The 23,018-nt window shown below is 66.7% G+C and carries 16 protein-coding genes and 1 pseudogene; 4 read left to right on the plus strand and 13 right to left on the minus strand.

All coding sequences use genetic code 11. The features are described from left to right. Nucleotides 1-90 precede the first annotated feature (90 nt). Both NBG84_RS02220 and NBG84_RS02225 read right to left on the minus strand, forming a co-directional pair. Nucleotides 91-759: a potassium channel family protein gene (locus NBG84_RS02220; RefSeq protein WP_250917494.1), complete on the minus strand. Its 669-nt coding sequence runs from the start codon at nt 757-759 to the stop codon at nt 91-93. Further along, nucleotides 759-1,427 (minus strand): potassium channel family protein, encoded by a 669-nt coding sequence (locus tag NBG84_RS02225; protein WP_250917495.1) that lies wholly within the window; start codon nt 1,425-1,427, stop codon nt 759-761. Before NBG84_RS02225 ends, NBG84_RS02220 begins: the two co-directional genes overlap by 1 nt. A 214-nt stretch (nt 1,428-1,641) precedes the next feature. Here NBG84_RS02225 and NBG84_RS02230 point away from each other — a divergent pair, with 214 nt between their 5' ends. The 3 genes and pseudogenes from NBG84_RS02230 to NBG84_RS02240 all read left to right on the plus strand — a co-directional run. Next, nucleotides 1,642-3,690 (plus strand): APC family permease, encoded by a 2,049-nt coding sequence (locus NBG84_RS02230; protein ID WP_250917496.1) that lies wholly within the window; start codon nt 1,642-1,644, stop codon nt 3,688-3,690. 130 nt (nt 3,691-3,820) lie between these two features. Next, a complete protein-coding gene (locus tag NBG84_RS02235) occupies nt 3,821-5,149 on the plus strand; it encodes a class I SAM-dependent RNA methyltransferase (RefSeq protein ID WP_250917497.1) in 1,329 nt (442 codons plus the stop codon). An 898-nt stretch (nt 5,150-6,047) separates the two neighbouring features. Beyond that, nucleotides 6,048-6,233: pseudogene (locus NBG84_RS02240) on the plus strand (serine/threonine-protein phosphatase); the annotation flags it as partial. A 103-nt stretch (nt 6,234-6,336) separates the two neighbouring features. On the opposite strand, the gene NBG84_RS02245 reads toward NBG84_RS02240, so the two are convergent. After that, nucleotides 6,337-6,486 (minus strand): hypothetical protein, encoded by a 150-nt coding sequence (locus NBG84_RS02245; protein WP_250917732.1) that lies wholly within the window; start codon nt 6,484-6,486, stop codon nt 6,337-6,339. Between the two features lie 59 nt (nt 6,487-6,545). Here NBG84_RS02245 and NBG84_RS02250 point away from each other — a divergent pair, with 59 nt between their 5' ends. Continuing rightward, nucleotides 6,546-6,953 carry a thiol-disulfide oxidoreductase DCC family protein gene (locus NBG84_RS02250; RefSeq protein WP_250917498.1) on the plus strand — a complete coding sequence of 136 codons (408 nt, stop codon included), beginning with the start codon at nt 6,546-6,548 and terminating at the stop codon, nt 6,951-6,953. Nucleotides 6,954-7,022: 69 nt separating this feature from the next. On the opposite strand, the gene NBG84_RS02255 is transcribed toward NBG84_RS02250, so the two are convergent. The 10 genes from NBG84_RS02255 to NBG84_RS02300 all read right to left on the minus strand — a co-directional run bounded on the left by NBG84_RS02255 (nt 7,023) and on the right by NBG84_RS02300 (nt 22,128). Beyond that, nucleotides 7,023-8,246, minus strand: a complete 1,224-nt coding sequence (locus NBG84_RS02255; RefSeq protein ID WP_250917499.1) for an HTTM domain-containing protein — start codon at nt 8,244-8,246, stop codon at nt 7,023-7,025. Further along, a complete protein-coding gene (locus NBG84_RS02260; protein WP_308311993.1) occupies nt 8,236-8,952 on the minus strand; it encodes a DUF5819 family protein in 717 nt (238 codons plus the stop codon). The genes NBG84_RS02255 and NBG84_RS02260 overlap by 11 nt, the downstream gene beginning before the upstream one ends. Nucleotides 8,953-9,087: 135 nt before the next feature. Next, nucleotides 9,088-10,398 carry an ice-binding family protein gene (locus NBG84_RS02265; RefSeq protein WP_250917500.1) on the minus strand — a complete coding sequence of 437 codons (1,311 nt, stop codon included), beginning with the start codon at nt 10,396-10,398 and terminating at the stop codon, nt 9,088-9,090. 1,089 nt (nt 10,399-11,487) lie between these two features. Continuing rightward, nucleotides 11,488-12,153 carry a type I-E CRISPR-associated protein Cas6/Cse3/CasE gene (gene cas6e, locus NBG84_RS02270; RefSeq protein WP_250917501.1) on the minus strand — a complete coding sequence of 222 codons (666 nt, stop codon included), beginning with the start codon at nt 12,151-12,153 and terminating at the stop codon, nt 11,488-11,490. Then, nucleotides 12,150-12,974 carry a type I-E CRISPR-associated protein Cas5/CasD gene (cas5e, locus tag NBG84_RS02275; RefSeq protein WP_250917502.1) on the minus strand — a complete coding sequence of 275 codons (825 nt, stop codon included), beginning with the start codon at nt 12,972-12,974 and terminating at the stop codon, nt 12,150-12,152. Before cas5e ends, cas6e begins: the two co-directional genes overlap by 4 nt. After that, nucleotides 12,971-14,146, minus strand: a complete 1,176-nt coding sequence (gene cas7e / locus NBG84_RS02280; RefSeq protein ID WP_250917503.1) for a type I-E CRISPR-associated protein Cas7/Cse4/CasC — start codon at nt 14,144-14,146, stop codon at nt 12,971-12,973. The genes cas5e and cas7e overlap by 4 nt, the downstream gene beginning before the upstream one ends. A 24-nt stretch (nt 14,147-14,170) precedes the next feature. Next, nucleotides 14,171-14,770, minus strand: a complete 600-nt coding sequence (casB, locus tag NBG84_RS02285) for a type I-E CRISPR-associated protein Cse2/CasB (RefSeq protein WP_250917504.1) — start codon at nt 14,768-14,770, stop codon at nt 14,171-14,173. Nucleotides 14,771-14,864: 94 nt separating this feature from the next. Further along, on the minus strand, nt 14,865-16,475 hold the full coding sequence (gene casA, locus NBG84_RS02290) for a type I-E CRISPR-associated protein Cse1/CasA (protein ID WP_250917505.1): 1,611 nt from the start codon (nt 16,473-16,475) through the stop codon (nt 14,865-14,867). Between the two features lie 64 nt (nt 16,476-16,539). After that, entirely contained in the window at nt 16,540-19,266 is a 2,727-nt protein-coding gene (locus NBG84_RS02295) for a CRISPR-associated endonuclease Cas3'' (protein WP_250917506.1), read from the minus strand. Between the two features lie 1,623 nt (nt 19,267-20,889). After that, complete coding sequence (locus NBG84_RS02300) at nt 20,890-22,128, minus strand: cytochrome P450 family protein (RefSeq protein WP_250917507.1); 1,239 nt, start codon at nt 22,126-22,128, stop codon at nt 20,890-20,892. Nucleotides 22,129-23,018: the final 890 nt, after the last annotated feature.

Here is a 23,018-nt window from a genome sequence, read left to right on the forward strand (position 1 = left end):
GGGTGGTCAGGGGCCACGCGACGGCGGGGACGCCCTTCGACCGCGGTCGAAAAACGCCCCCGCTCCATCGAGTCAATCGAGGAATCGGGCTCAGAGCTCTCGGCGAACCTGCAACAGGTCCTCCAGTTGCTCCTCACGCTCCTGGGCGGCCACGAACAGCAACTCGTCCCCGGCCTCCAGGGTCTCTTCCGTGTTCGGGGTGAGCACCCGCGAACCGCGGATGATCGTCACCAGTGAGGTGTCCTGCGGCCAGTCCACATCCCCCACCTGGGTCCCTGCCAGCGCCGACTCCGGCGGCAGGGTCAGTTCCACGAGGTTGGCGTCGCCATGGCTGAAGCGGAGCAGCCGCACCAGATCGCCGACGCTCACCGCCTCTTCCACCAGTGCCGACATCAGGCGCGGAGTGGACACCGCCACATCCACCCCCCACGACTCATTGAACAGCCACTCGTTCTTGGGGTTGTTGACCCGGGCGACGACCCGTGGAACCGCGTACTCCGTCTTGGCCAGCAGTGAGACCACCAGATTGACCTTGTCATCCCCCGTGGCCGCGATCACCACATTGCACCGCTGGAGCGCGGCCTCGTCGAGCGAGGTGATCTCGCAGGCATCGGCCAGCAGCCATTCGGCCTGTGGCACCCGCTCCACCGAGATGGCCGTAGGCGCCTTGTCGACGAGCAGCACCTCATGACCGTTCTCCAGCAACTCCCCCGCGATGGAGCGGCCCACCGCACCCGCGCCCGCAATGGCCACCCGCATCACTGCTCAACCTCCTCAGGGCCCTCGGCGAAGGCTGCCTCGACCTTCTCCAGCTCGTCCGTACGCATCATCACGTGGACGAGGTCGCCCTCCTGCAACACGGTCTGCGAGGTCGGCAGGATCGCCTCCCCCAACCGGGTGAGGAACGCCACCCGTACGCCCGTCTCCTCCTGGAGCCTGCTGACCTTCTGTCCGATCCAGGAGGGCGCGGCGTAGACCTCGGCGAGTTGCACTCCGCCGCTGGGATCGCGCCACAGCGGCTCCGCTCCGGACGGCAGCAGCCGACGCAGCATCTGATCGGCGGTCCAGCGGACGGTGGCGACGGTGGGGATGCCCAGGCGCTGGTAGACCTCGGCCCGACGCGGGTCGTAGATACGGGCCGCGACATGATCGATGCCGAACATCTCCCGCGCCACCCGGGCGGCGATGATGTTGGAGTTGTCGCCACTGCTGACGGCGGCGAAGGCGCCCGCGTCCTCGATGCCCGCCTCGCGCAGGGTGTCCTGGTCGAACCCGACTCCGGTGACTCGACGTCCTCCGAATCCGGAGCCCAGACGGCGGAAGGCCGTGGGGTCGCGGTCGATGACGGCGACCGTGTGCCCCTGCTTCTCCAGGGTTTGGGCGAGAGCGGCTCCCACTCGCCCGCACCCCATGATGACGATGTGCACGACCGTCCTTCCGGCTGCCACCTCAGTGGCGTTCTTTGCTCAGTATTTAACGGTTGAAGCGGTGCTGTGGCTTAAAGGGTCTCAGACCATGGCTCAAGCTACACACGCACGGTAAGCCTTGGGACACCAGGTATCAGGGGGGAAGGATGCATTCCATGGGGGGATTGGGGTGGTGGGTGTGCCTGGCCCATAACGAACCCTTACGATCCTCTGCGTGCCCAAACTGACCGACCTGCCCAAGCGGATTCTGATTGGCAGGGCGCTACGGAGCGACCGCCTCGGGGAAACGCTCCTTCATAAGCGCATCGCGCTCCCGGTCTTCGCCTCCGACCCCCTGTCATCCGTGGCGTATGCACCTGGCGAGGTCCTGCTGGTGCTCTCCATCGCGGGCTTCTCGGCCTACCAGTACAGCCCCTGGATCGCCCTTGCGGTCGTGGTGCTGATGTTCACGGTGGTCGCGTCCTACCGCCAGAACGTGCACGCCTACCCCAGCGGCGGCGGCGACTACGAAGTCGCCAACACCAACCTGGGACGCAGGGCCGGGTTGACGGTGGCGAGCGCGCTGCTCGTCGACTACGTCCTGACCGTCGCCGTCTCCATCTCCTCCGGAGTGGAGAACCTGGGTTCCGCGATCCCCTTCGTGGTCGAGAACAAAGTGCTCTGCGCGGTGGTGGTCATCGGCTTGCTGACCGTGATGAACCTGCGCGGAGTACGGGAATCCGGCAACCTCTTCGCCATTCCGACCTATGTCTTCGTCACCGGCGTCTTCATCATGATCGCCTGGGGGGCCTACAAGGGTCTGGTCCTCAACGACACCATGAGCGCCCCGACCGCCGATCTTGAAATCAAGGCCGAGCACCAGGGCCTGGCGGGATTCGCGCTGGTCTTCCTCATGCTGCGGGCCTTTTCGTCCGGCTGTGCCGCACTCACCGGCGTCGAAGCGATCAGCAACGGGGTCCCGGCCTTCCGCAAGCCGAAGTCACGGAACGCCGCCACCACGCTCGCGCTGATGGGCGGTCTGGCGGTCACCATGTTCTGCGGCATCATCGGCCTGGCGATGGCCACCGACGTCAAGATGGCCGAGAAGCCCGGTGAGGACCTGCTGCGCAACGGGGAACCGGTCGGTGACGGTTTCGTCCAGGACCCGGTGATCTCCCAGGTCGCCGCAGCGGTCTTCGGGGACGGCACCTTCTTCTTCGTACTCCTGGCAGCGGCCACCGCCCTGGTGCTGTTCCTCGCCGCGAACACGGCCTACAACGGCTTTCCCCTGCTCGGCTCGATACTGGCGCAGGACCGCTATCTACCGCGCCAGCTCCACACCCGGGGCGACCGGCTCGCCTTCTCCAACGGCATCGTGATGCTCGCCGGCGCCGCCGCGCTGCTGGTGGTCGTCTACGGCGCGGACTCCACCCGGCTCATCCAGCTCTACATCGTCGGCGTCTTTGTCTCTTTCACCCTCAGCCAGACCGGCATGGTCCGGCACTGGAACCGCCATCTGCGGACCGAGCGGAACCAGGCGAAGCGCCGCCATATGATGCGCTCCCGCGCGATCAACGCTTTCGGCGCCTTCTTCACCGGTCTGGTGCTGATCGTGGTGCTGGCCACCAAATTCACCCACGGCGCCTGGGTGGCACTCCTGGGGATGGTGATCTTCTACGGGGTGATGAGCGCCATCCGCAGGCACTACGACCGGGTCTCCGCGGAGCTCGCCGCCTCCGACGAACCGAGCGACGACAGCGTACGACCGTCGCGTGTCCATGCCATCGTGCTGGTCTCCAAGGTCCACAAGCCCACCCTGCGGGCGCTGGCCTACGCCAAGCTGATGCGGGTCGACAAGCTGGAAGCCGTCAGCATCAACGTGGATACGTCCGAGACCAAGGCGCTACGGGCGGAGTGGGAGCGCCGGGGCATCAATGTGCCGCTGAAGATCCTTGACTCGCCCTACCGGGAGATCACCCGCCCGGTGATCGAGTATGTGAAGGGGCTGCGGCGCGAGAGCCCTCGGGATGTGGTCAGTGTGGTCATTCCCGAATATGTGGTGGGCCACTGGTACGAGCACCTCCTGCACAACCAGAGCGCACTGCGGCTCAAGGGGCGGCTGCTGTTCACTCCCGGGGTGATGGTGACCTCGGTGCCGTTCCAGCTGGTGTCATCGGAGGCGGCGAAGAAGCGGGCGCGTAAACGCCAGGAGTGGAGTGCGCCGGGTGCGGTGCGCCGAGGGCTGGTGGACGATCGCCCGAAGAAGCCCGACGGCGAGGAGTGACGGACCAAGGCCGCCGCGCACCGGCGTAGACTGGTGGGCTTGCCCGTGCTTCGACCGGCCGCACCAGCCCCTGACGGCTGATGGGCCACCCCGCACACCGCACCACATCAACCTCTGGAGTCACCCCACCATGCAGAACGCATCCGATTCTTCGCTGGTCGGGGACGAGTACGAGGTCGAGGTCGGCCCGGTGGCCCACGGCGGCCACTGCATCGCCCGCACCGAGGAGGGCCGGGTGCTCTTCGTCCGGCACACGCTGCCCGGCGAGCGGGTCATCGCCAAGGTGACCGAGGGTGACGAAGACTCACGCTTCCTGCGGGCCGACGCGGTACGCGTCATCGAGGCTTCGAAGGACCGGGTCGAGGCGCCCTGCCCCTTCTCGGGACCGGGCAAGTGCGGCGGCTGCGACTGGCAGCATGTGAAGCCGGGCACCCAGCGGCGCTTCAAGGGCGATGTGATCGCGGAGCAGCTACTGCGCCTGGCGGGCCTGACCCCCGAGGAGGCCGGCTGGGACGGCACCGTCGCCCCCGCCCCGGGCGACAAGCTCCCCCCGGGCGAGGTCCCCGCTTGGCGGACCCGAGTGCAGTACGCGGTGGACGCCGAGGGCCAGGCAGGTCTGCGCCGACACCGCTCCCATGAGATCGAGCCGGTCGACCACTGCGCCATCGCAGCCCCTGGCGTGAGCGAACTGGGCATCGAGAAGCGCACCTGGCCCCAGATGGCGACGGTCGAAGCGATCGCGGCCACCGGCTCCAGCGACCGCCAGGTCATCCTCACCCCCGCACCGGGCGGCCGACTGCCGCTGGTCGAGCTGGACAAGCCGGTGTCGGTGCTGCGGGTCGACGAACGAGACGGCGGAGTGCACCGGGTACACGGCCGCGCCTTCGTCCGCGAACGCGCCGACGGCCGCACCTACCGCGTCGGCGCGGGCGGCTTCTGGCAGGTGCATCCACAGGCGGCGGACGTCCTGGTGAAGGCCGTGATGCAGGGGCTGATGCCCCGCAAGGGCGAGATGGCGCTCGATCTGTACTGCGGCGTCGGCCTGTTCGCCGGCGCGATCGCGGAACGCGTCGGCGACCGGGGCGCGGTCCTTGGCGTCGAGTCCTCCAAGCGCGCGGTGGAGGACGCCCGACACAATCTGCGCGACCTGGAGCGCGTACGCATCGAACAGGGCAAGGTCGACCAGGTCCTCCCCCGCACCGGCATCACCGAGGCAGACCTGATCGTCCTCGACCCCCCGCGCGCGGGCGCGGGCAAGCAGACGGTCCGCAGCCTGGCGGCGCTGGGCGCGCGCCGGATCGCCTATGTGGCGTGCGACCCGGCGGCACTCGCCCGGGACCTGAAGTACTTCAGCGAGGCGGGGTACCGACCGCGGACACTGCGGGCGTTCGACCTGTTTCCGATGACGCACCACGTGGAGTGCCTGGCGATCCTGGAGCCGGTGAAGAAGGACGACTGAGCTGGGGGTTTGTCGATGTGCGTGATGTGCGGTGTGGGCGTTACGGGCGATGTCTTGACGCTGATTTGACGCTCGTGACACTCGTTTGACGCACGTTGATCATGGTCTGGCGGTGCTCTGACCATGGGGTTTGCCGTTACTCGGCGTGGATACTGGCGCTCGGAGGCTGCTTTCCAGGCAGCGCCCCGGGGCTGAGTTCTCGGCAGTATCGACGTTCGCCTGCCCCGGCACCCTGGGCTGAGCACGTGTGGTCGGGAGCCAAAGAACCGTTACCTCCTTCTCGCCCGAGAGCTGTTCTCAGCACAAGTACAAGAACAGTCGGGCCTCAAGCAGACCTACAGCGCGCGGGGCACTTGTGCCCCGCTTCTGCAGCATTCCGGATCTCCCGGGTCACTATGCAGAGACGTCACCGGCGGTACGACCGGAAGAGGCCCCCGCACATCGCAGGCCTGAACCACCGCCCTCAGCACTCGCCTCGGTCTCAAGCCGACCATTTCCGTCCTCGGCGGCTGGCCCGCTGGTCAATCGCGCCGTCCGCCGGACGGCGCTGGCACAGCAATGGCCCGGACAGCATGGACCGCACGCCTGCACGGGCTTGGAGCATGACTTTCGGTACGGAGAACTGGAGCTCTGGAGGGAACAGCATCCCTCTGGGGCTTCGCAGTGCAGTCTCCGTCCGGTCGAGGTGAGTCCTGCCCGTGGTGCCCTCGCCGTTCCGGGCTTTGTGGTGCAATGGCTCCGGCCCGGTACCGGGCTTGGCGCCGGCCTCTCGCGCATCCGAGACGGAGCTCTTGACGCCAGCGAGTAGCGAGGAGTCACCGTGACCGTTGACGGGCCTGACGGGGGTCATGGGCCGGCCACTGGTGCTCCTGAGAATGGTGGTGGCCGGGGCAGGGAGATGACGTTGGCGGGGGCGCTGGCGGCTGCGGAGACCGCGGCGCCTGTGGAGTCGCTCGATGTTGTCGCCCGCATGCTCAAGGAGCACCTCGGGGCCGCGGCTGTGTCGTTCCTGATCACCGATTTCACGGGTGGCTCGGTGGTGCGGCTGGGGGTGGCGGGCAGTGTCGATGCACTCGAACCATCGACAACAGCAGGCGAGTTGCTCCAGTCGGACCATGCCTCGTCGGGAACACCACCCTGGCCCGCCACTTTCCAGAGCCCGGGTCCGTGTGCAGGCCCTCGCCCCTTCACCCCGCGAGCATTGGCCCCGGCCTATCCCGTACCGAACACATCGACACGGCCGCGAGGAGGACGGTGCCGAGGAGGCGATGGCCGTTGGTGAACCCGAGGAAGCCGATGCCCATCACGAGGAGCGCGGCTGCGGCACCGGGATTCATGAGAAGGGGTGGCGGTCAGCCTGCCGGAACATCGCGCCTGGACAGGGCAGGATGGAAGCATGCGGACGCGGACCCGGCCTGTACTGGTATACGACGGCGACTGCGCCTTCTGCACGACGTCGGTGAACTTCATCGAGCGCCGTCTGCCACTGAGCTGCTCGATCACTCCGTGGCAGTTCGCTGATCTGCACTCGCTCGGCACCGCTCAGCAACGAGCCGAGTACGAGCTGCTCTGGGTCACACCGACGGGCACGGTGTACGGCGGCGCTCAGGCTGTCGCCAAACTGCTGCTGGGAGCAGGCAAGGGGTGGGCCCTTCTCGGCGCACTCCTGACGTTGCCTCCCGTTCGCTGGGTCGCCCATGGCGCCTATCGGCTCATTGCGAACAACCGCGGCCGTATGCCCGGCGGGACGCCGGCATGTGCCCTCCCGGCAAACCGCCGACCGGGGCAGCAGCTCCCCGACTAGCGGGTGCCGGCTGTCCCCGGTAGGCGCCCGCTGTCGTCACCGTTCTACGGCGGGCATCCGACCGGGCTGTCAGCTCTGGTCGGATGCGAGCTCGGGAGCGAGGGAGGTGTCCTTCCGCCCCGCCGCGGTGGTCCGGCGCTCCGAGCCGGGTACACCGGGCCTGCCCTGCGAAGGGACGGTTCCAGGCCCTGCCACCCGCCCGGATCCAGGCCGCCGCAGGCCTGTCCGCCGGGCTGCGCGTCGGCAGAGGTGAGGCAGGAAGGTGTAGAAGCGGTCGGGAAGGAACACGGCGTCCGCAACGATCATCGCGCCGGAGAACAGGGGCAGCCCCATGAGCACGGCGATACCGATGTGCATGCCCAACAGCATGACGAGAACGGGGTACTTGAGCCTTCCGAAGAGCACGAAGGGGAAGGCCACTTGCAGGAGCACCGTCAGATAGCCGACGATCGCGATCAGGATCGTGTACTCGTCCACGAAATGGGAGAGCGCGGGCCACGGCTGGAAGAGTTCGAGATTGAGAACGTAGTGGAGAGCGGTCCCACCACCCCAGGACGCACCCTGGACCTTGTACAGGCCAGCTGCTCCGTACAGGACACAGACCTGTGCCCCGATGACGAAGATGCCGCAGTTGTGCACGACCGTCGTCAACGTGCTTCGGGCATCGAGGAGTTGCTGTACCGAGCGGTTCCTCACCGGCGTCGGCGCGGCGCCCCCACCAGTCGCCTTGAGCCTCGCTCTGCGAGCGTCCAGGGACCATCGTTGCCCGCACGCGGTCAGGGTGAGGTAGAGGGCCATCAGCAGGATCAGGTTGTCGCCGCCGTCCGTCATGAAGATCGCTCGGGCATGGAACGACGTCACCACGACGGCGAAGAGGACGGACAGGACGCGGGTCCGCCAGCCCAGCGTGAACAGCGCTGACGTGAGGAGAGCGATCACATAGCAGAGCTCGAAGTAGGCGCGGCTGTCGGACAGCGTCAGGATGCTGTTCCAGCCCGTCTGGTCGAACAGCTGCTGCGCCAGCGCGGGTGTCCAGGGCGAGTCGGCGCCCCAGATCTCGTGACGGTGGGGGAACTCACGCAGCAGAAAGACCAGGTAGAGCGATCCGTAGCCGATGCGCAGCACTGATGCCGCGTACAAGGACACCGGCCGATCGGTGAGAAGCGCCCACAGACCACCGATCCGGTCGAGGAGCCACCGCTGGACTGTGCCGGTGGGCGATGTCTCACCGACCGCATGGGCGTGCGGCGTGGTTGCCGCGGGAGGAAGCTGGGGCATCTGCTCAGTTCCCATCGGAGGACACCTTCCACCAGGGCAGTAGCCGGGTTTCGACGGACGCCGGCGGGCGGTTTCCCGCTGCCGAGCCGGGTGCCGCGATGGGCACTGTGACGACGCGGAGTTGGATGAAGTCGACCCTTCCGGCGTGGCGGGCGGTGACGCGGTCCGCAGCGATGTTCCTCAAGTACTTCTGCATCATCACGGCGCGTTCGGTGCGCGCGTGGTCGTCTCCTCCGTGTGAATCGGTGTAGGAGGTCCAGGCGCGGCGCAACAGATTCTGCGCCGTGTGACTCGGAAACACCTGGTGCTCAACTCTGGCGTTGTCCTCGGCAGCCAAGTCGAACCAGGCGCTCACCCTCATCGACCCGTCAGCGCGTGTGTGTGCGGCTCTCGCCAGGATCTGCCGGTTGACCGAGTCGGGCTCCGGGGCGAACAGCCGCCAGTTCTGTTCGAAAAGGGGGTATACCCATGCGCTGATCTGCGGGCTGTATCGCTTGGAGACGGTATTGGCCGGTGCCACATGGAGAAAGACCAGAACGATATGAGCGAGAGTCGTCGCCAGGCAAAGAACCACGGTGGCGTGCAGCGCTGCTTTCAGCGCACGAGCCCCACCCGGCCGATTGGCCAGTGTGGCCGCGCCCCGGGCACATTCCGGTGCGACCGGACCGGAATCGGACTGCTGGATTTCCTTCACGGCCGCTGAATCAATTCCGCTCGACACCGCCCGTCCTCCCTTTCACATATCAGCCATTCGCGCCCGACGTTTCCCTGCGGACCGCCGCCGACGGCGCGCGACGGATTCGATGAGGAATCCGCCGCGCGCCGTCACCCGAGCGGGCCTACCGCAATGCGCGGCCTAGCCCTGGTGGTCCTTGGGGCCGTCATGCCCGTCGTGGTCACTGGGCTTGTCGCCGTAGCCGTAGTGGTCATCGTGGCCGGGCTTGTCACCGTGGCCCGGTCCGCCAGGGTGGTCATCGTGGCCGGGCTTGTCACCGTGGCCCGGTCCGCCAGGGTGGTCGCCGTGGCCGGGCTTGTCACCGTGGCCCGGTCCGCCTGGATGGTCACCCTGGCCCGGTCCGCCAGGGTGGTCGCCGTGGTGCCCACCGGTGTCCCCGCCGATGGTGTTCCCGAGGGTGGCATTCCCGGCGGTGTTGCCCTGCGTGTTCCCGGAGGTGGTGTTCCCGGCAGTGTTCCCCACGGTGTTCCCGGAGGTGTTGCCCGAGATGTTGCCTTCGGTGCCTCCGCTCACGACGCCGAGGATCGGGCCGCCCACAAGACCGCCGGTGACCAGACCGCCACTGACCAGACCGCCGCCCAGCAGACCGCCGGTGGTCGTGCCGGTCGTGGTCCCCGTCGTCGTTCCGGTGGTCGTACCGGTCGTCGTACCGGTCGTCGTACCGGTCGTCGTTCCACCGGTGGTGGTGGTCGCGCACCCGCCGAGGAAGATCCTGTTGGTGTCGAGCGTCACGGCGCCATTACGTGCCAGCGCCCGGCCCTCGATGTTCGTCCCCGTGGTCACGCTGATCGAGGTCAGAGCCATGATGGTGCCCACGAAGGTGGAGTTGGTGCCAAGCGTGGCCGAACTCCCGATCTGCCAGTACACATTGCACGCCGAAGCGCCGTTCGTCAGGAGCACCCGGCTGGAGGATGCCGTCGTCAGGGCTTCAGGAATCTGGAACACCCAGACCGCGTTCGGATTCCCTCCGGCGTCCAGGATCAGGTCGCCAGTGAGCCCGACACCGGATACAGCGGTGTGGACACCCGGAAGCAGCGTGTTACCCATGCCGATACCAGCCGGAAGCGCGAAGTCCGTGGCTTGGCCTGCCGCGTTGTTGTACGCCTGGACCAGATCGGACTTGGCCTGGAGTGCGACAGCGTCCGCTGGGTGCACGGCGCCAAGCACCTGGCCAGGCGGGAACCCGGTAATGGCCGTCCCCGGGTGCACCCCGAGGTCGTGACTGATCAGGGAAGGTCCGGTGTTGGTGACCTGCGAACCCGCAAGAACGGAGAAGCTCGCGGCCGTAGCGAGAGGTACGGGTGTAGCGATCGCCAGCGCCTGCGTCGGCGTCAAGGCGACCATCGCGGCGGCAACCGTCGCGGCAAGGGCCGAGGCCAGCAAACCGGACAGAGAACGGCGGTGAACCGCCTGAGGAATCTTCAGCTTCACTCGAGAGGCCATTTCCTGTGGGGAGCCGTGGCGTACCGGGCCCAACCGATCGCCCGGAAAGCCAAATGATGTCCGCCGAATATTACTCAGAAAAACCCACGCAACAACTATAAGCAAACAGAGAAGAGGGTAAGCGCTAGGCTTTTGACGGAGCGAGACTCCACGAAAGCACCTGAATTCATATCGACGATAATCCGACATGCCACCCGAATGCGCGGAGGTTGACTGACCCGCATGAAGAAAAGTCACCCACACGCCTCCGATCTGCCCCGCCATGCATATAGAAGCTTTTCTCGTCAGGTGATTTCAAGAATTCGCCCGCGTGGCGGGCACTGCGGGCATGGCGGACACCACACTGCCATTCCCCATGAAGACTGCCGCCAGTTGCGTCATGCGAAGCCCCCGCAGGCACTGGGTATTATGAGAATCGCTGCCGCGCTCCACGTCGGCACCGCACAGTGAGCATTGCGAAGGAGAAGCAGCCCCGCGAAGCGGGTGCCACGGCTGGAGTTGCCGGTCCACGGTCCCGTCCTAGAAGCGGGAGAATGCCTCGCCCACCTGCTCCGCCACCCGGGCGTTGGCCAACAGTGCGCGCCCATCACCCGCAGTGGGAAGGCATGCCCGCTCGGACAGGGCTCCAGGCCGGAGCACCACGAAGTCTCTGCGCCGCTGCCGCAACCAGCTCCGGGCATGGTCGTTGGTCCTGGCGGGTACGCGCCCGCCACCGCCCTCGCTGGCGGGCGCTCAAGGGCGTGGAGGGTTGGCCTATCCGGTCGGGCTTGTCCCGGGCGGCAGAACCCTCCCCCCCCCGCTCGCGCAGGGACCACGCACTGATGCGCTGAGACGTCGATCGTGGCACCAGCTCACCCCGCTCGCTCAAGGGGCCACGGCCGCTTCGTGATCGTGAACTGGACGGTGACCGGCTCACACTCACTCGCACGGGGACTACGACGCCGTCCGCCCCGATGCCGCCCTGGCGGACGGCTCGCCCCCCACTCTCGCGCAGGGGCCGCAATGAGGAGAGACAGCCGCGCGGGAGTGTCGCAACTATGAGTGCGGCAAGGCGCCGCTAGCCGCGCGCGGATGAACTCATCGAGCAGGAGCAATGCTGAGAAGCCCGCATCCGTACGCTTTGCCCCGTCCGATGCCCGTAGCGAGCTTCTCACGAAGCAGCTCGACGTCGAGGACTCGGGCCGTCCCATCGAACTGTGTGCGGGCATGCTGGATTCGCTGCTTTGCGGCTGGGCCCTTGGAACCCTGGTGGCCGCGTACCGCGGCGAGCGGGTGGGCGTTGATGTGCAACGCTTCCAACCCACTCGCATTGGATTGGCGTTCCCACCATTCAACAGCGGCATTGCCGCTCAGGGCCACGACCGGCGGGAGCCCATAGGCTTCCCGAGAAGTGGTCCCCGGCTTGCGCACGGGGTTGGCCACACAACGGTAGTTGACGACCATCCCCTTGTGCAGGTTCAACAACAAGGCGTCGAGACAGCGTGTTTCGACGCTGCCGTAGCTGCCCGGCAGGCGGGAGGAGTCCGGTTCTAGGTGGCTCTGCAGGAGGATTTGCGGTCCATGTGGGCTTTCCTCTGCGCGGAACAGAACTCCGAATGCGGCCCGGGCCGGGCCTTCGACTCCGTCGGGAAACATCTGCAGCATGCGTTGGTGCAGCCGGATGCCTTGGTCGCTGCCACCGAGGTCCCTTCGGGCCTCGCGAGAACTGGGCGAGGGCACGATGCGGGTCAGCCACAAAGTCACCGGGTGCTCCTCTCCGCCTTGACGAAATGGGTGTCGATGTAGGTTTGGAGCTTTTCCAGGTAGCCGGTGCCGAAGCCCGCGTGCGTGGCATCCGGCAGGTGCACGGCACGCCGGTACAGCGGCCGGGGCCGATACCGGCGCTCCAGCGGCGCGAACGACAGCGGCTCGTCGGTGACTTCGCCGCTGTGGTGATCACCATCACCCCTGTCCGGGGCGTCCGAGTCGACGGGGAGCACCCCGAGCGGTCTGTCGCTGTAGAAGTCGGTCGGCTGCGGGCCGCGGCACGGCCTCTTGGTTGCCAGCGGCAGCCGTACCAGGTGGTGCAAGGGATCTTCTACGGTTCCCAGCAGGAGCGGGCCCTCCGGCGGGCAGGACCGGCGGCCGAGAAAGAGAGGCCAGTGCGGGTCACGCAGGGCAGCGGCGCACAAGTGGAGCAACTCTGCGTCGTCGGAGGTGAGCGCGACGGTGAAAGCCGCGTCGGCCAGATACTGGCGCTTGGATACCAGAGTGCCCTTGCCCTCGGACCTGCGTTTCCCGTCCACAGTGATCACCGTTTCATCAGCAGGTAGCCCACCGCCTACGGTGTGGAAGTCGGACAGGACAACGCCGGGGCGGTCGACCCGTACCGTCATCGACAGCGCCGTGAGGTCGTCCAAGGGCGCCTCGCGCTCCCGCCCGAGACCTGCGGCCAGCATGCCTACAACGCCGGACCGTGTGGGGAATCTGGCTGTGTCACGCCTCAGGTACTTGCTGTGGGTGCCCCAGGACTGCAGTGGGCCTGCCAGGCGCAACAACACCCCACGGGCGTGTTTTTCGATCACTGCGGGGCCTCGGTCAGCGCAGCGTCGACGGCGGCGGTGACGAGAGCTTCGAAGGACGAGTGGCGCTCGCCGAGGTGCTCCAGCTTGTCGAAATGGAGGGAGGCGTGCGCCGCGTGCAGGACGCGGTCAGGGCCGAGGAGGGTGTTTGCGGCCTTGGAGTAGGCGTCGATGCCTTCAACGGAACGCGTAACGTAGCCGCCGTGTTGAGCGGACCGTACGGGCTCCTCGAAGGCTGCGGCGAAGGACAGGGGCCGGTCGGAGCGGACCGCCACGTGGACCAGGTGCGGGAGCGAGTGCGGGGCGGTGGAGTTCTTCTTGGCCTGCGGAAGTGACTCGATGAAGGAGAGCAGGAACTGGCCGGCGAGTTCGCGGGCAGCGTTGACGGCGATGTCGTTGCCGTCGCTCAGGTTCTTGGTGAGTTCCTGTAGGTCGACTGTGGCGAACCGGTACAAGGTGCCGGTGCTGAACTCGGCAGTGCCCATGTGGCCGCTGCCTGTTTCATCGCCCTTCGTCGCGGTGACATCGTCGACAGCTGCGAAGTAGTCGAGTTCGACCTCAGTGGTGTGCGTGGTGAAGGCGTGCGCGACCTGGACGGCACCGTCGACCCCGGCCTGGTCGACCTCGGCGAGCATGCGGCCGAAGAGGTTGATGACGCCGTTCTTCTTGAGAAGGATCTTGTCGATCTTCCCTTTCAGGGCGCTCTCGGGCTTCTTCGTACCTTTGCCAGTGAAGTCGGTCGTGATCGCGTCCTTGTGGGCTTCGGCGATGTCCGCTAGTTCCTCGACAGCGTCTTCGGGGAGGTAGATGAGCGCGTTGGTCAGGACCTTGTTCGTAATGGGCTGCTTGTCTTTACCCTTGGCCACTTCCCACTTGATGCTGCTCCCTGCCGCGACATGCGCACCGGCACGATCGGCAAGCGCCTCATCCCACCCACGGTCGCGTAGCACTTCGGCGACCCGCTCGCCGATGCGGCGTGTGCGCAGCGCGTTGTCACCGAGTGCTTCCTGGAAGTGCTCACGGATCGCCCGCTTCCAGGACTGGCTGGAGATGCGAGTACGCAAGGCATCGCCGTAGAGCATGGTCTTCACCGAGTTGGTGTCGTCCCGATTCAGGTTCGCGTACGGAATGGGCTGGACGACGTGAATGTCGAGGAAGCGTGGCCTAAGGGCCATCAGGGATCTCCTGTGGGTGAGGGGTCAGTCCCGGTCTGCACGGGCGGTGATCCGGTAGAAGTCCTGCAGCCAGCGGCGACTGATACGCCCCGACTGGTAGGGCCAGTTGACGAGGTCTGCCAGCAACTGTCCCCAATCAATGGGGGTACCGGTGGAGCGCACCTGATTCACTGCGGCGGGGAGGTGCAGATGGATGCCGCGGAGACTCTGCCGCGTCAGAAGGTTGATGCGGCTCTCAGCGGCGCTCATCCGCATGGAGGCGCCCTTCGCGATGACGGCTTGTCCCAGAGTGGCACCGAACGAGGAGCCGTACCGGGTGAGCTCTGACGAGGCGGCCTCCTCGTCCGGTTCTCCGCGCTCCTGAAGAACCTGCCTGCCTTGTTCGGCTGCGGTGTCTTCGTCGTCTTCCTGGTCGGGCGCGAAGGTGTGTCGGGGCTGTGCCGCGATCAGCGAGGCTACCGTGTAGTGAGCCTGCGCTGTTTGGTCATCGCACGCTTCCGGCAGGCGCGGCGTCAGCAGCCGGTGCATGGGGCGAGCACGCGGGTGGTCCAGATCGCGGCGTAGGCCCGCGCGCAGGGCCGCACGGGCTCCAGGGTCCACGCGGCACAGGCGTTCGATACTCAAGGCGAAAGCGGCATACGAGGCGCGAGTCCTCTGGCTCTTGCTCGCTTCAGGGGCTTGGAAGGTCACTGCCTGTCCTCGGGTCGGCGGGCGACGGTCACGACTTCTTGGCCGCCCTTTTCGTTTTCGATTGATCCATCGCCTTGTGCGGGTCTTTCAGCGCGGCGAGGATGACCGTCTTCGCCTTCGTGACAGCCTTCGCGCCCCGTGAAGTGCGTGTCACGGAGTCGGTCACCGACTCGTACGCATCGAGTGCATGCCGCCCGAAAGCCAGGCACGCGGCCTCGAAGTCGAACTCGGAGTCCACAGCGCCGTCAGAGCGGGTCAACCGCCGGAACCTGGACCAGAACTCGTCCTCCGCCGACGGCCAGTACCGTGCCGCTACCGCATCCAGCCAGGCGCCAGGGTCGTTCTTCTTGTCATCCGTGTACTTCAGCCACGCTTCCTTCACGGCCTGCTCCAGCCGGCCCCCGAAGAGCTCGCCGAGTTCGCGGAGCTGACGTACGGGCAGATCGGCGCTCACCACGTCTTCCTCCACTCGGGACAGAAGTACGGGAGTCGTGGAGTCGACGAACTGATAGTTGGCCGACTGACTGGCGTCCTGTTCGAAGCCGAGCGCACGTACTCGCAAGTACTCGCTGACGTCAAAGGCGTGGTCCATCACCTTCGGCTGGATGGGGCTTGCGTCGTCCAGCTGTTTGAGCAGAAGGGCGTCGATGTCCCGCCAGAGAGAACGGGAGGAGCGTGCGAGCCGGGGGAAGGTCTCTCCATCCTTGCCGATGTCCCAAATCAGGTAGTCGTCTTCCGGCCGGATCCGTTCGGCGTTGTAGGCCCAGGTGATATAGGCGTCAGCGGTGTGCTCGCCGTCTCGGGAGGGGACGAGATAGAGAGCGTGCTGTGAACAGGCGGTGAGCCGTGAGCACGGGCCCTGTGGCTCGGGCATCGGTTTGAGCGGGTCCGAGAGGTCTTCGCGCTCCCACGGGCACAGGTCGGTCTGCCGGCTGACGTCTCCATCCGGCGGGGTCAGACCTGCCAGCAGCGTCAGGAAGAGGTTGTCGCACTCCGGGTGATACGACAGCGCAGCTCGCAGTGGCGATGCCTTCGCGTAGTGGTGGCTCACATGGTCGACTGCACGCCTTGAGAGGGCGCCGGGGGCTCCCCAGTAATGCCAGGTCAGCAGCGACAGCGCCGCCTGCGAAAGGCTGGGAAGTACGAGCTTGTCATGACTCCAGTGCCCGAACCAGGAATGGTTGTTGCCCGCCGACCGGCTCATGACCAGCTTGTGGACCCCGGCCGTTTGGTTCCTGTCGCACTGGTCGGGGAGGCGAGGGTCCTGAAGCCAGGGACGATCGCGATCGAACAGGTCGAATCGGTGGGTCCACTGGTCGAAGTAGCCGGCGATGCCGGCCTTGCGGCCGTCGGGGAGTTCGATGCTCTGCTCAGGAAACCCCTGCTCGAGGATCTCCTCACGCCGATCACCCCAGCTTCCAGGACCGGCCTCGTCCAGAGCGGTGATCCGGGCGGTGAGCGCGTACAGCAAGCGCAGCAGCGCCGAGTGAGCCGGAGCTTCCGGGATCAGCAGCGTGCGAATCTCTCGCGCATACAGGAACAGACTCCTGAGGCCCACTTGCGGTGGGCCTGACTCCCCCTCCAGCCATGCGACAGGAATCCATGGCTGGTCGATCAGATTGGACGCAGGCGTGGCCACGCCCCTCCCCCCGTGGTCGGACGTCCACTGAATGCTAGACGGACGTACGGGGCGGAGTGGGCGTTTACGGCAACTGGTCGATCGTCAGGCCATGTTCGGTCATGCAGAATCGGTGCTTGGGGCTTGTGTACACCCACCTACCGTCTTCCAATTGTTTCAGGTTCAGCCGGAGGACATTGTTGAGGGCTGCCATGTCGCGCCAGGCAGCGTTGGCATCGCCCTCCACGGCCTCGACGAGTCGCTTCGGTACCGGTATCAGATAGGGGACGAGCTGGCCCGGCGCAGGTCTCCCTTTGGCCCTGCGCTCAAGTCTCTGCTCCAGAACGCCGTCCTCCAGGAGATGCACAGTCCTGCCTTGCAGGTCGCGCCCGGGGTACAGACACACCACATGCACCGTCTCCTCGCCGAGCACGGAGGAGAGCAGCTCGGGCTCCACGCCTGGGTGATCGCGGCTCAGCAGGCCGAGGTCGCCATCGAGCTCCCGCGGTCCAGGCACCTCAAGCCAACGCGCAGTACCGCTCGCTCTGCCTTCACGAACCATGCGCCGGTTGTCGAGCTGCTGGAGCTCGCGCGCCACCGGCCACCCCAGCCTGTCGACGATCTCGTCGGCATACACCTCATCCAGTAGCGAGGGCAGTTCTTCGGGCAGAGCAACCGTCCTGCCGGTCCCCAGGAGCAGGTCAGTCCGCCACAACAGCGCGGCATCGTCCCGTTCCGACGCGTTGTCCGCTCGGAGCACCACCAGCCTCGACCGATCACCCACACTCTGCACCGCACGGGCCAACAAGTCCGCGAGCGGCGCCGGTCCAGATATCACGAGGTCGAAATGCAGGCCCCGGACATGTTCCAGCATCGACGTCGTCACCAGCACGGAGGGGCTGGAAACTTCACCAGCTGGGGCGAAGGTACTCCGGCAGGCTGCGAGACGCTGCCATCGGTCTTTGTTGGGCATCTGTTCATGGATCAGGGTCACATCCAGACCAGGAAGATCCTTTGCGAGCTGATGGAACGTGCGGATGGCTTCCGCAGGCGTCGATCGGTAGACGGCGGCTCTTCCCTTGCCGGCTGCGACGATCGGTGCAAGAGCCGTCTGGATCTCGCCATACGGCGTACCGTCGACGACGGTGATGCTGAGCGTGCTGGCGCGAGCGGACCCGGCAGGCTGCTGGGGCAAGTGCCCGCTTCCGGACTGAGCATCCACGAACGACCACCCTGGCGACCGACGGGGCTGCATCACTGGCTCTCCACCCCCTCCTGCGCCCCGGCGGTAGGCCGCCAGCATCGCGTCCACCGACTTGTCCGCAGCCGTCGCGGCCAGGACAACTGGGATCCGCAACGCTGCGGCCCACTCCAGGAACCGGAGCATCAGCTTCTGCCCCCAGGCGCCGCGGGCATGGGTTTCATCCACCACGACGACCTTGCTGGAAAGAGCAAAGAGCCTCATGACGTTGAACTTCACCGGCATGACAGCCTGTAGAAGTTCGTCCACCGTCCCCGTGCCGAGCGCAGCTAATAGGGCGCGGTGATGGGAGTTGAGCCAGCTGTTCGCTGTCGGGGCCCACTCCTCACCAGGCTCCGCGCTGACCCCGTCGGTCGCATTGGCGCGCGCCCACTGCTCCGCGGCTTCCGCCGGCTTCAACCGGGAGGAGCTGTGGAGCAGCAGCGACCGCCAGGGGCCAGTCAGTGCCTGCTCGGCGAAGGCATGCACCTGCGCCATGTGGCTGTCAGCCGCTGAACCGGTCGGCAGGGCATAGAAGAGGCCCCGCGCGCCCGCTGCATGCCCAAGGACTGCCGCTGCGTGAAGAGCCGCTTCCGTACGGTCCTCTGACGGTGGAGCCGTCACGACCACCATGCCCGGCCCGTGTTCGGCCACCAGATCAGGCACCTGGCGAGCCATGCTTGCCCCAAGACCAGTCTCCCCGGCACCGTGAGCAGAGTCCGCCGGCCGGGCGAAACCGGTCCCGAGCAGGTCCGTCTGCTGCAACAGACGGGGAGCCGCCGCGCGGGCGATCTGCCAGTAGGCGTCCAGGTCGTCGGGAGTTCCAGCCCATCCCACTTCCCTGAGCCGGGTCCGGATCTCCTCTTCGATACTGGCCAGCCAGTCCGACAAGGTCACCAACCCCGTCAGGACAACAGCCGCTCCTGGCGTCATCCGACCCTGCGGAACCGACTTCACCCCGACCACTCTGCGCACCTCGTCGAAGTGGATCCGCCGCTGTTCCTCCCAACTTCCCGCACCCATACCGGGGTGACGCGCCGCAGGGCACCGCGAGTCCTTGTCGTAGACCACCGGGTGAAAACGACCACCGTGCCCACCAAGCAGCTGGGCCACCGCATGACTGAGCTGGGACTGCGGACGCCGCTTCGACGACGGATAGCCGATCTCCTTGAAGATCCCCACTAGCCACCAGTGCGCCGCCGCTTCGTGCGACTGCCTGTCCTGCGCGGCGCCAGCACCGAATGCGTACCCCGGCTCACCACTCAGCTCCTGAGCCCGCAGCTTTCCCCCGTACTTCGGTCCACCCTGGTGCAGCTGGAACGGCACGCTGATCTTCCCGATGTCATGCAGCCCCGCCCAGAATGCCGCGAACGTCCGCGCCTGCTCATCCGCAACCTGCAGCGCCGCCGCCACGATGCTCCGCTGGTGCACGGTCAGCAGCTCATCCCAGACGACCTCAGCGACGGCAGCCGTGTCCAGCAGGTGACAAACCAATGGGTGCGTATGGGGTACACCGCGGGCGTCCTTGCCCAGCCCGGCAGCCTTGCCCCAGAGGCGGGAGTCCAGAAGCATGGTGCTCCTTGTCACGGGTTCGGTGCAGGTGTGCTTCCGAAGAACGCGGCACAAGCAGCCAGGCTCGCAACGCCTCGTCGCCTTCCAGCGTCCTGTGAAGACCGGCGCAGGGGAATCCGGTCACCGCGGGTGCACAACTTCGTCGTCCCGTAGAGTACTTACTGCTGCACGCCTCCCTGGTAGGTGCGCGGAATCCCATTGACTCTCCAGTCGACGGCACATCGAGACGAACGCATGACCCTCCCGAGGGACGTGTCGCACTCTCGGTTGTCTAGCGCGCTCTGGAGAAACAGTGTCCCGGTTCCTGCGGAAGTTCGTCCTGCGACGCGAGGTCCTCCTTGAGGTCTCCCTCGTGGTGGTCAGCTCGGTACTCGGTGCCCTGATCAACGAACTCGTCAGCTGGCTCTTCTGAGCCAACGGTGACGGACCCAGGGGTCCGTCACCTCCTACATGCTGAGGATGTCTCGCTGGCTGCCGATGTGTCCCCACTACGGCTATGTCTTCCCTCGCCTCCGGCAATCCTCTCCGCGCGAGCAAAGTCCCCCCAACGCCTGGGGAATGGGTCCACACCCTTCTCCGTCGTGGAGTCGGCTCCGCGCGAGCGGGGGTGAGCCGGTGTTGCGCGACACGCTGCGTACGCGGCGACGGTCAGGTGCTCTCTGCGCGAGCGGAGGGAAGCCGTCTTCGTGGATCCAGGACTACGCCAGGGCCGCGTGCTCTCCGTCTTCTCCGGGCGAGCGGAGGTGAGCCGCTGCGGGCCGACCTCCGCGCGGTTGAGAAGTGGTGATCTCCCCGCCGCGGAGGTGAGTCGGCGTCGAGGCTGTCGAGATCACCGTGCGAGCGTAGGTAAGCCGTGCGAGCGTAGGTAAGCCGTGCGAGCGTAGGTAAGCCGTGCGAGGGTGGTGGGCCCGCTCCCGCATCGAAGTCCCTGGGACTCTTCTGGGACTTCCGGCTTCATCAACCGGCACGAGCATGAGACAACTGAACAACCTTTTGCACAGGTCAGCGACTAGAAGCCCCTCATCGTGGCAGGTCACCGCACTGGCTGGTCCCTTCCGGGACATCTGATCGGAACGACCAAGCTCAGTGCATCACTCGTTGTCGCACCACCACCTCAGGAAGGGCGCTACCGCCCACAGCGCCGCCGGATGACGGCTACTTACACCCTTCACGCGGAGTGAACGCCCCCGCTCGGCCGACGACCGGGACCGAACCCCGACGCTCGCCTGAGCCCTCTTCCTCTTAACGCTCATATGACGCTCGGGGCCCGGGATACGCCGCAATCGCGCACATCAAATAGCCTCTGAACCGCACTCATCTTCAACCAGACCCAATCCAACCTCTTCCCGATGACGCACCATGTGGAGTGCTTGGCCATCCCGGAGCCGGTGAAGAAGGACGACTGAGCTGGGGTTTTGTCGAGGCGCATGAGGTGCGGTGTGGGCGTTACGGGCGATGTCACGACGCGCGTGACGCTCGTTGACCATGGTCTGGCGCTGCGCTGACCAGCGGATACTCATAACTGAGCGGTGATGTTGTCGACGACGGTCGCACCGCAGAACCGGGTGAACCGCTCGCCCGCCCGCGATGGATGGACGGTCCGCGTTCACCGGAGCGGTCGGCTCACCGCGCCGCGCGGCCCGGTGGGCGCAGGACAACGGGCAGGGTGAGGACGTCGTTGCCGATGAAGGACGGCTGCGGGTCCGGGGCGTTCCCCTCGTCCGCAAGGACGATGTCCGGGAAGCGGTCGAAGAGGGCGGGCAGCGCGATGGCGGCCTCCAGCTGGGCGAGCGGGGCGCCGAGACAGTAGTGGATGCCGTGCCCGAAGGCCAGATGGTCCCTGTCCACGCGGTCGATCTTGAAGCCGTGGGCGGCGTCATGGGACGACGGGTCCCTGCCGTGCGCCCCGAACCCGATGAGAATGGCCTCCCCGGCCGCTATGGTGACGCCCTCGCCGAGATCGATGTCACGGATCGCGAACCGCAGCGGAAGATGGACGACCGGTGGATGGAGCCGCAGGGTCTCCTCGATGGCGTCGGCCCAGCGGGCGGGCTCGGCCAGGGTCGCGCTCAGTTGCTGACGGTGGGTGAGAAGCGCCCGAACGGCGTTTCCTATCAGCGCGATCGTGGTCTGGCTCCCGGCGCCGATCATCAGGAGCAGGGTGGAGATCAGCTCCGTCTCGGTGAGCCGGTCCCCCTCATGGGCGGTGAGCAGCAGACTGGTCATGTCATCGCCGGGCTCCCGCCGCTTCGCCTCCACGAGACATTGCATGACGGTGAGCAGCTCGCTTGTGATCCGCGCCGACTCCTCCTGGGGGACATCGGTGGCCAGGATCGCGTCGACGGCGGAGAGCATGGCGGGGCGCTGGTCCCCGGGAACGCCGAAGAGATCGCAGATCACACGGGTCGGCACACCGTGCGCGAAGTGCGCCCGTAGATCCACTGCCGCGCCGTCCTCCAGTGCCTCCAGACCGTCCAGGAGGTCGGTGACGGTGGACTCGATCGAGGGCCGCAGCGACTCCATGCGTCGCGGTGTGAACGCGGGGCCGATCAGCCTCCGTAACCGGGTGTGCTCGGCCCCCTCAGAGGTGGCCATGGAGCGGACGTCGACCCAGGGGGAGAGCCAGGGGACGGCGCCTGGCTGGTAACCGGTCCAGGCGTCACGGGCGTCCCTGGTGACATCGGGATGGGTGACCAGCCGCCTGATGACATCGCCGCGCGTGACGGACCAGGCGATGACGTTCTGGGGCAGCCGGACCCGTGCGGCGGGCCCGGTGGCGCGGAGTTCCTCGATCTGTTCGTACAGCCGGTCACCTCCGTCGCTGTCGAGGACCGGGATGGAAACCTCGTGGCTGGTGGTCATGAGACACCTCCGGTCACGCGGGGCCGGCCCGGCGGCGGGAGCGGCCACGATGGTGCGGTCTCGCTCTCGGGCGCCGGGTCGCTCCGGTGCGTGGATGGATGGACTTCGCGGCGACGGCCGGAGAATCGGTACCGGGGATTGTGCTGCGCCCGCGCGGGATCGCATAGAGGGAAATCAGCCTCTTGTCTGGGTTCTGGGCCGATTCGGGATTGTTCGAACGTTCGCCCGTCCCCGATGGGCGCGGTTCACGGGACAGTGTGCGGGGAGCCGCCTTCGGGAACGCGGTGCGCGCACGGTGTTCGACGTCATCCCTCCGGGTCCGGATTCGAAGGCCACGAAGCACTCACACTCGGGGGCGCGTACTGGCTGGGTACGCCCCTTCGCGGCGCGGCGCTGCTCTCGTGTTCGCCACGGCTCCACCGCGCCAAGCGGCCTCGGGTGAACAGCACCAAGGCTCCAGGCAACCCCGATTGCGCGCATCGGGGATCGTCTGCTCCGCATCACCCCGCACGCCCCACCGCATCTGGCTGTCCCACTCCGCGCTCCTCGGTCTGCGTCAGTGCGACGGGTCATTCCGTAGTCGCGTTCCCTCCATCACCGGGGCCGCCCGCTGGGGGTGTTGTCCGTTGACGTGGCGACAGCAGGACTTCCCGTCCCCGAGGGGCATTTACCCGTCTGCTGTCAGCGGATCGCCGAAGGATCGGTGAATGGGGGTGTCCCCCCATTCTCCTGGTGCTCAGAAACGGGGGCGCGCTGACGATGCCCGCGAACGGGACGAGACAAGGGGCGGGTGTCCTGCCCGGAGGGGACTCCAACGTCGCCGTGAGCACGTCCTCGACCCGGTCCAGCAGGATCGAAGCCGGCCCGCCGGAGCGGGGCTCGTCCATCAG

Origin of the sequence: Streptomyces albipurpureus (assembly GCF_023701525.1) — a bacterium.
Lineage (GTDB): Bacteria > Actinomycetota > Actinomycetes > Streptomycetales > Streptomycetaceae > Streptomyces > Streptomyces albipurpureus.

Bases quoted from the DNA above. Each gene is read 5' to 3' on its own strand.
- NBG84_RS02220 (WP_250917494.1), bottom strand. From the start codon at position 759: ATGCGGGTGGCCATTGCGGGCGCGGGTGCGGTGGGCCGCTCCATCGCG.
- NBG84_RS02235 (WP_250917497.1), top strand. From the start codon at position 3,821: ATGCAGAACGCATCCGATTCTTCGCTGGTCGGGGACGAGTACGAGGTC.
- NBG84_RS02245 (WP_250917732.1), bottom strand. From the start codon at position 6,486: ATGAATCCCGGTGCCGCAGCCGCGCTCCTCGTGATGGGCATCGGCTTC.
- NBG84_RS02250 (WP_250917498.1), top strand. From the start codon at position 6,546: ATGCGGACGCGGACCCGGCCTGTACTGGTATACGACGGCGACTGCGCC.
- NBG84_RS02255 (WP_250917499.1), bottom strand. From the start codon at position 8,246: ATGGGAACTGAGCAGATGCCCCAGCTTCCTCCCGCGGCAACCACGCCG.
- cas7e (WP_250917503.1), bottom strand. From the start codon at position 14,146: ATGGCCCTTAGGCCACGCTTCCTCGACATTCACGTCGTCCAGCCCATT.
- NBG84_RS02295 (WP_250917506.1), bottom strand. From the start codon at position 19,266: ATGCTTCTGGACTCCCGCCTCTGGGGCAAGGCTGCCGGGCTGGGCAAG.
- NBG84_RS02300 (WP_250917507.1), bottom strand. From the start codon at position 22,128: ATGACCACCAGCCACGAGGTTTCCATCCCGGTCCTCGACAGCGACGGA.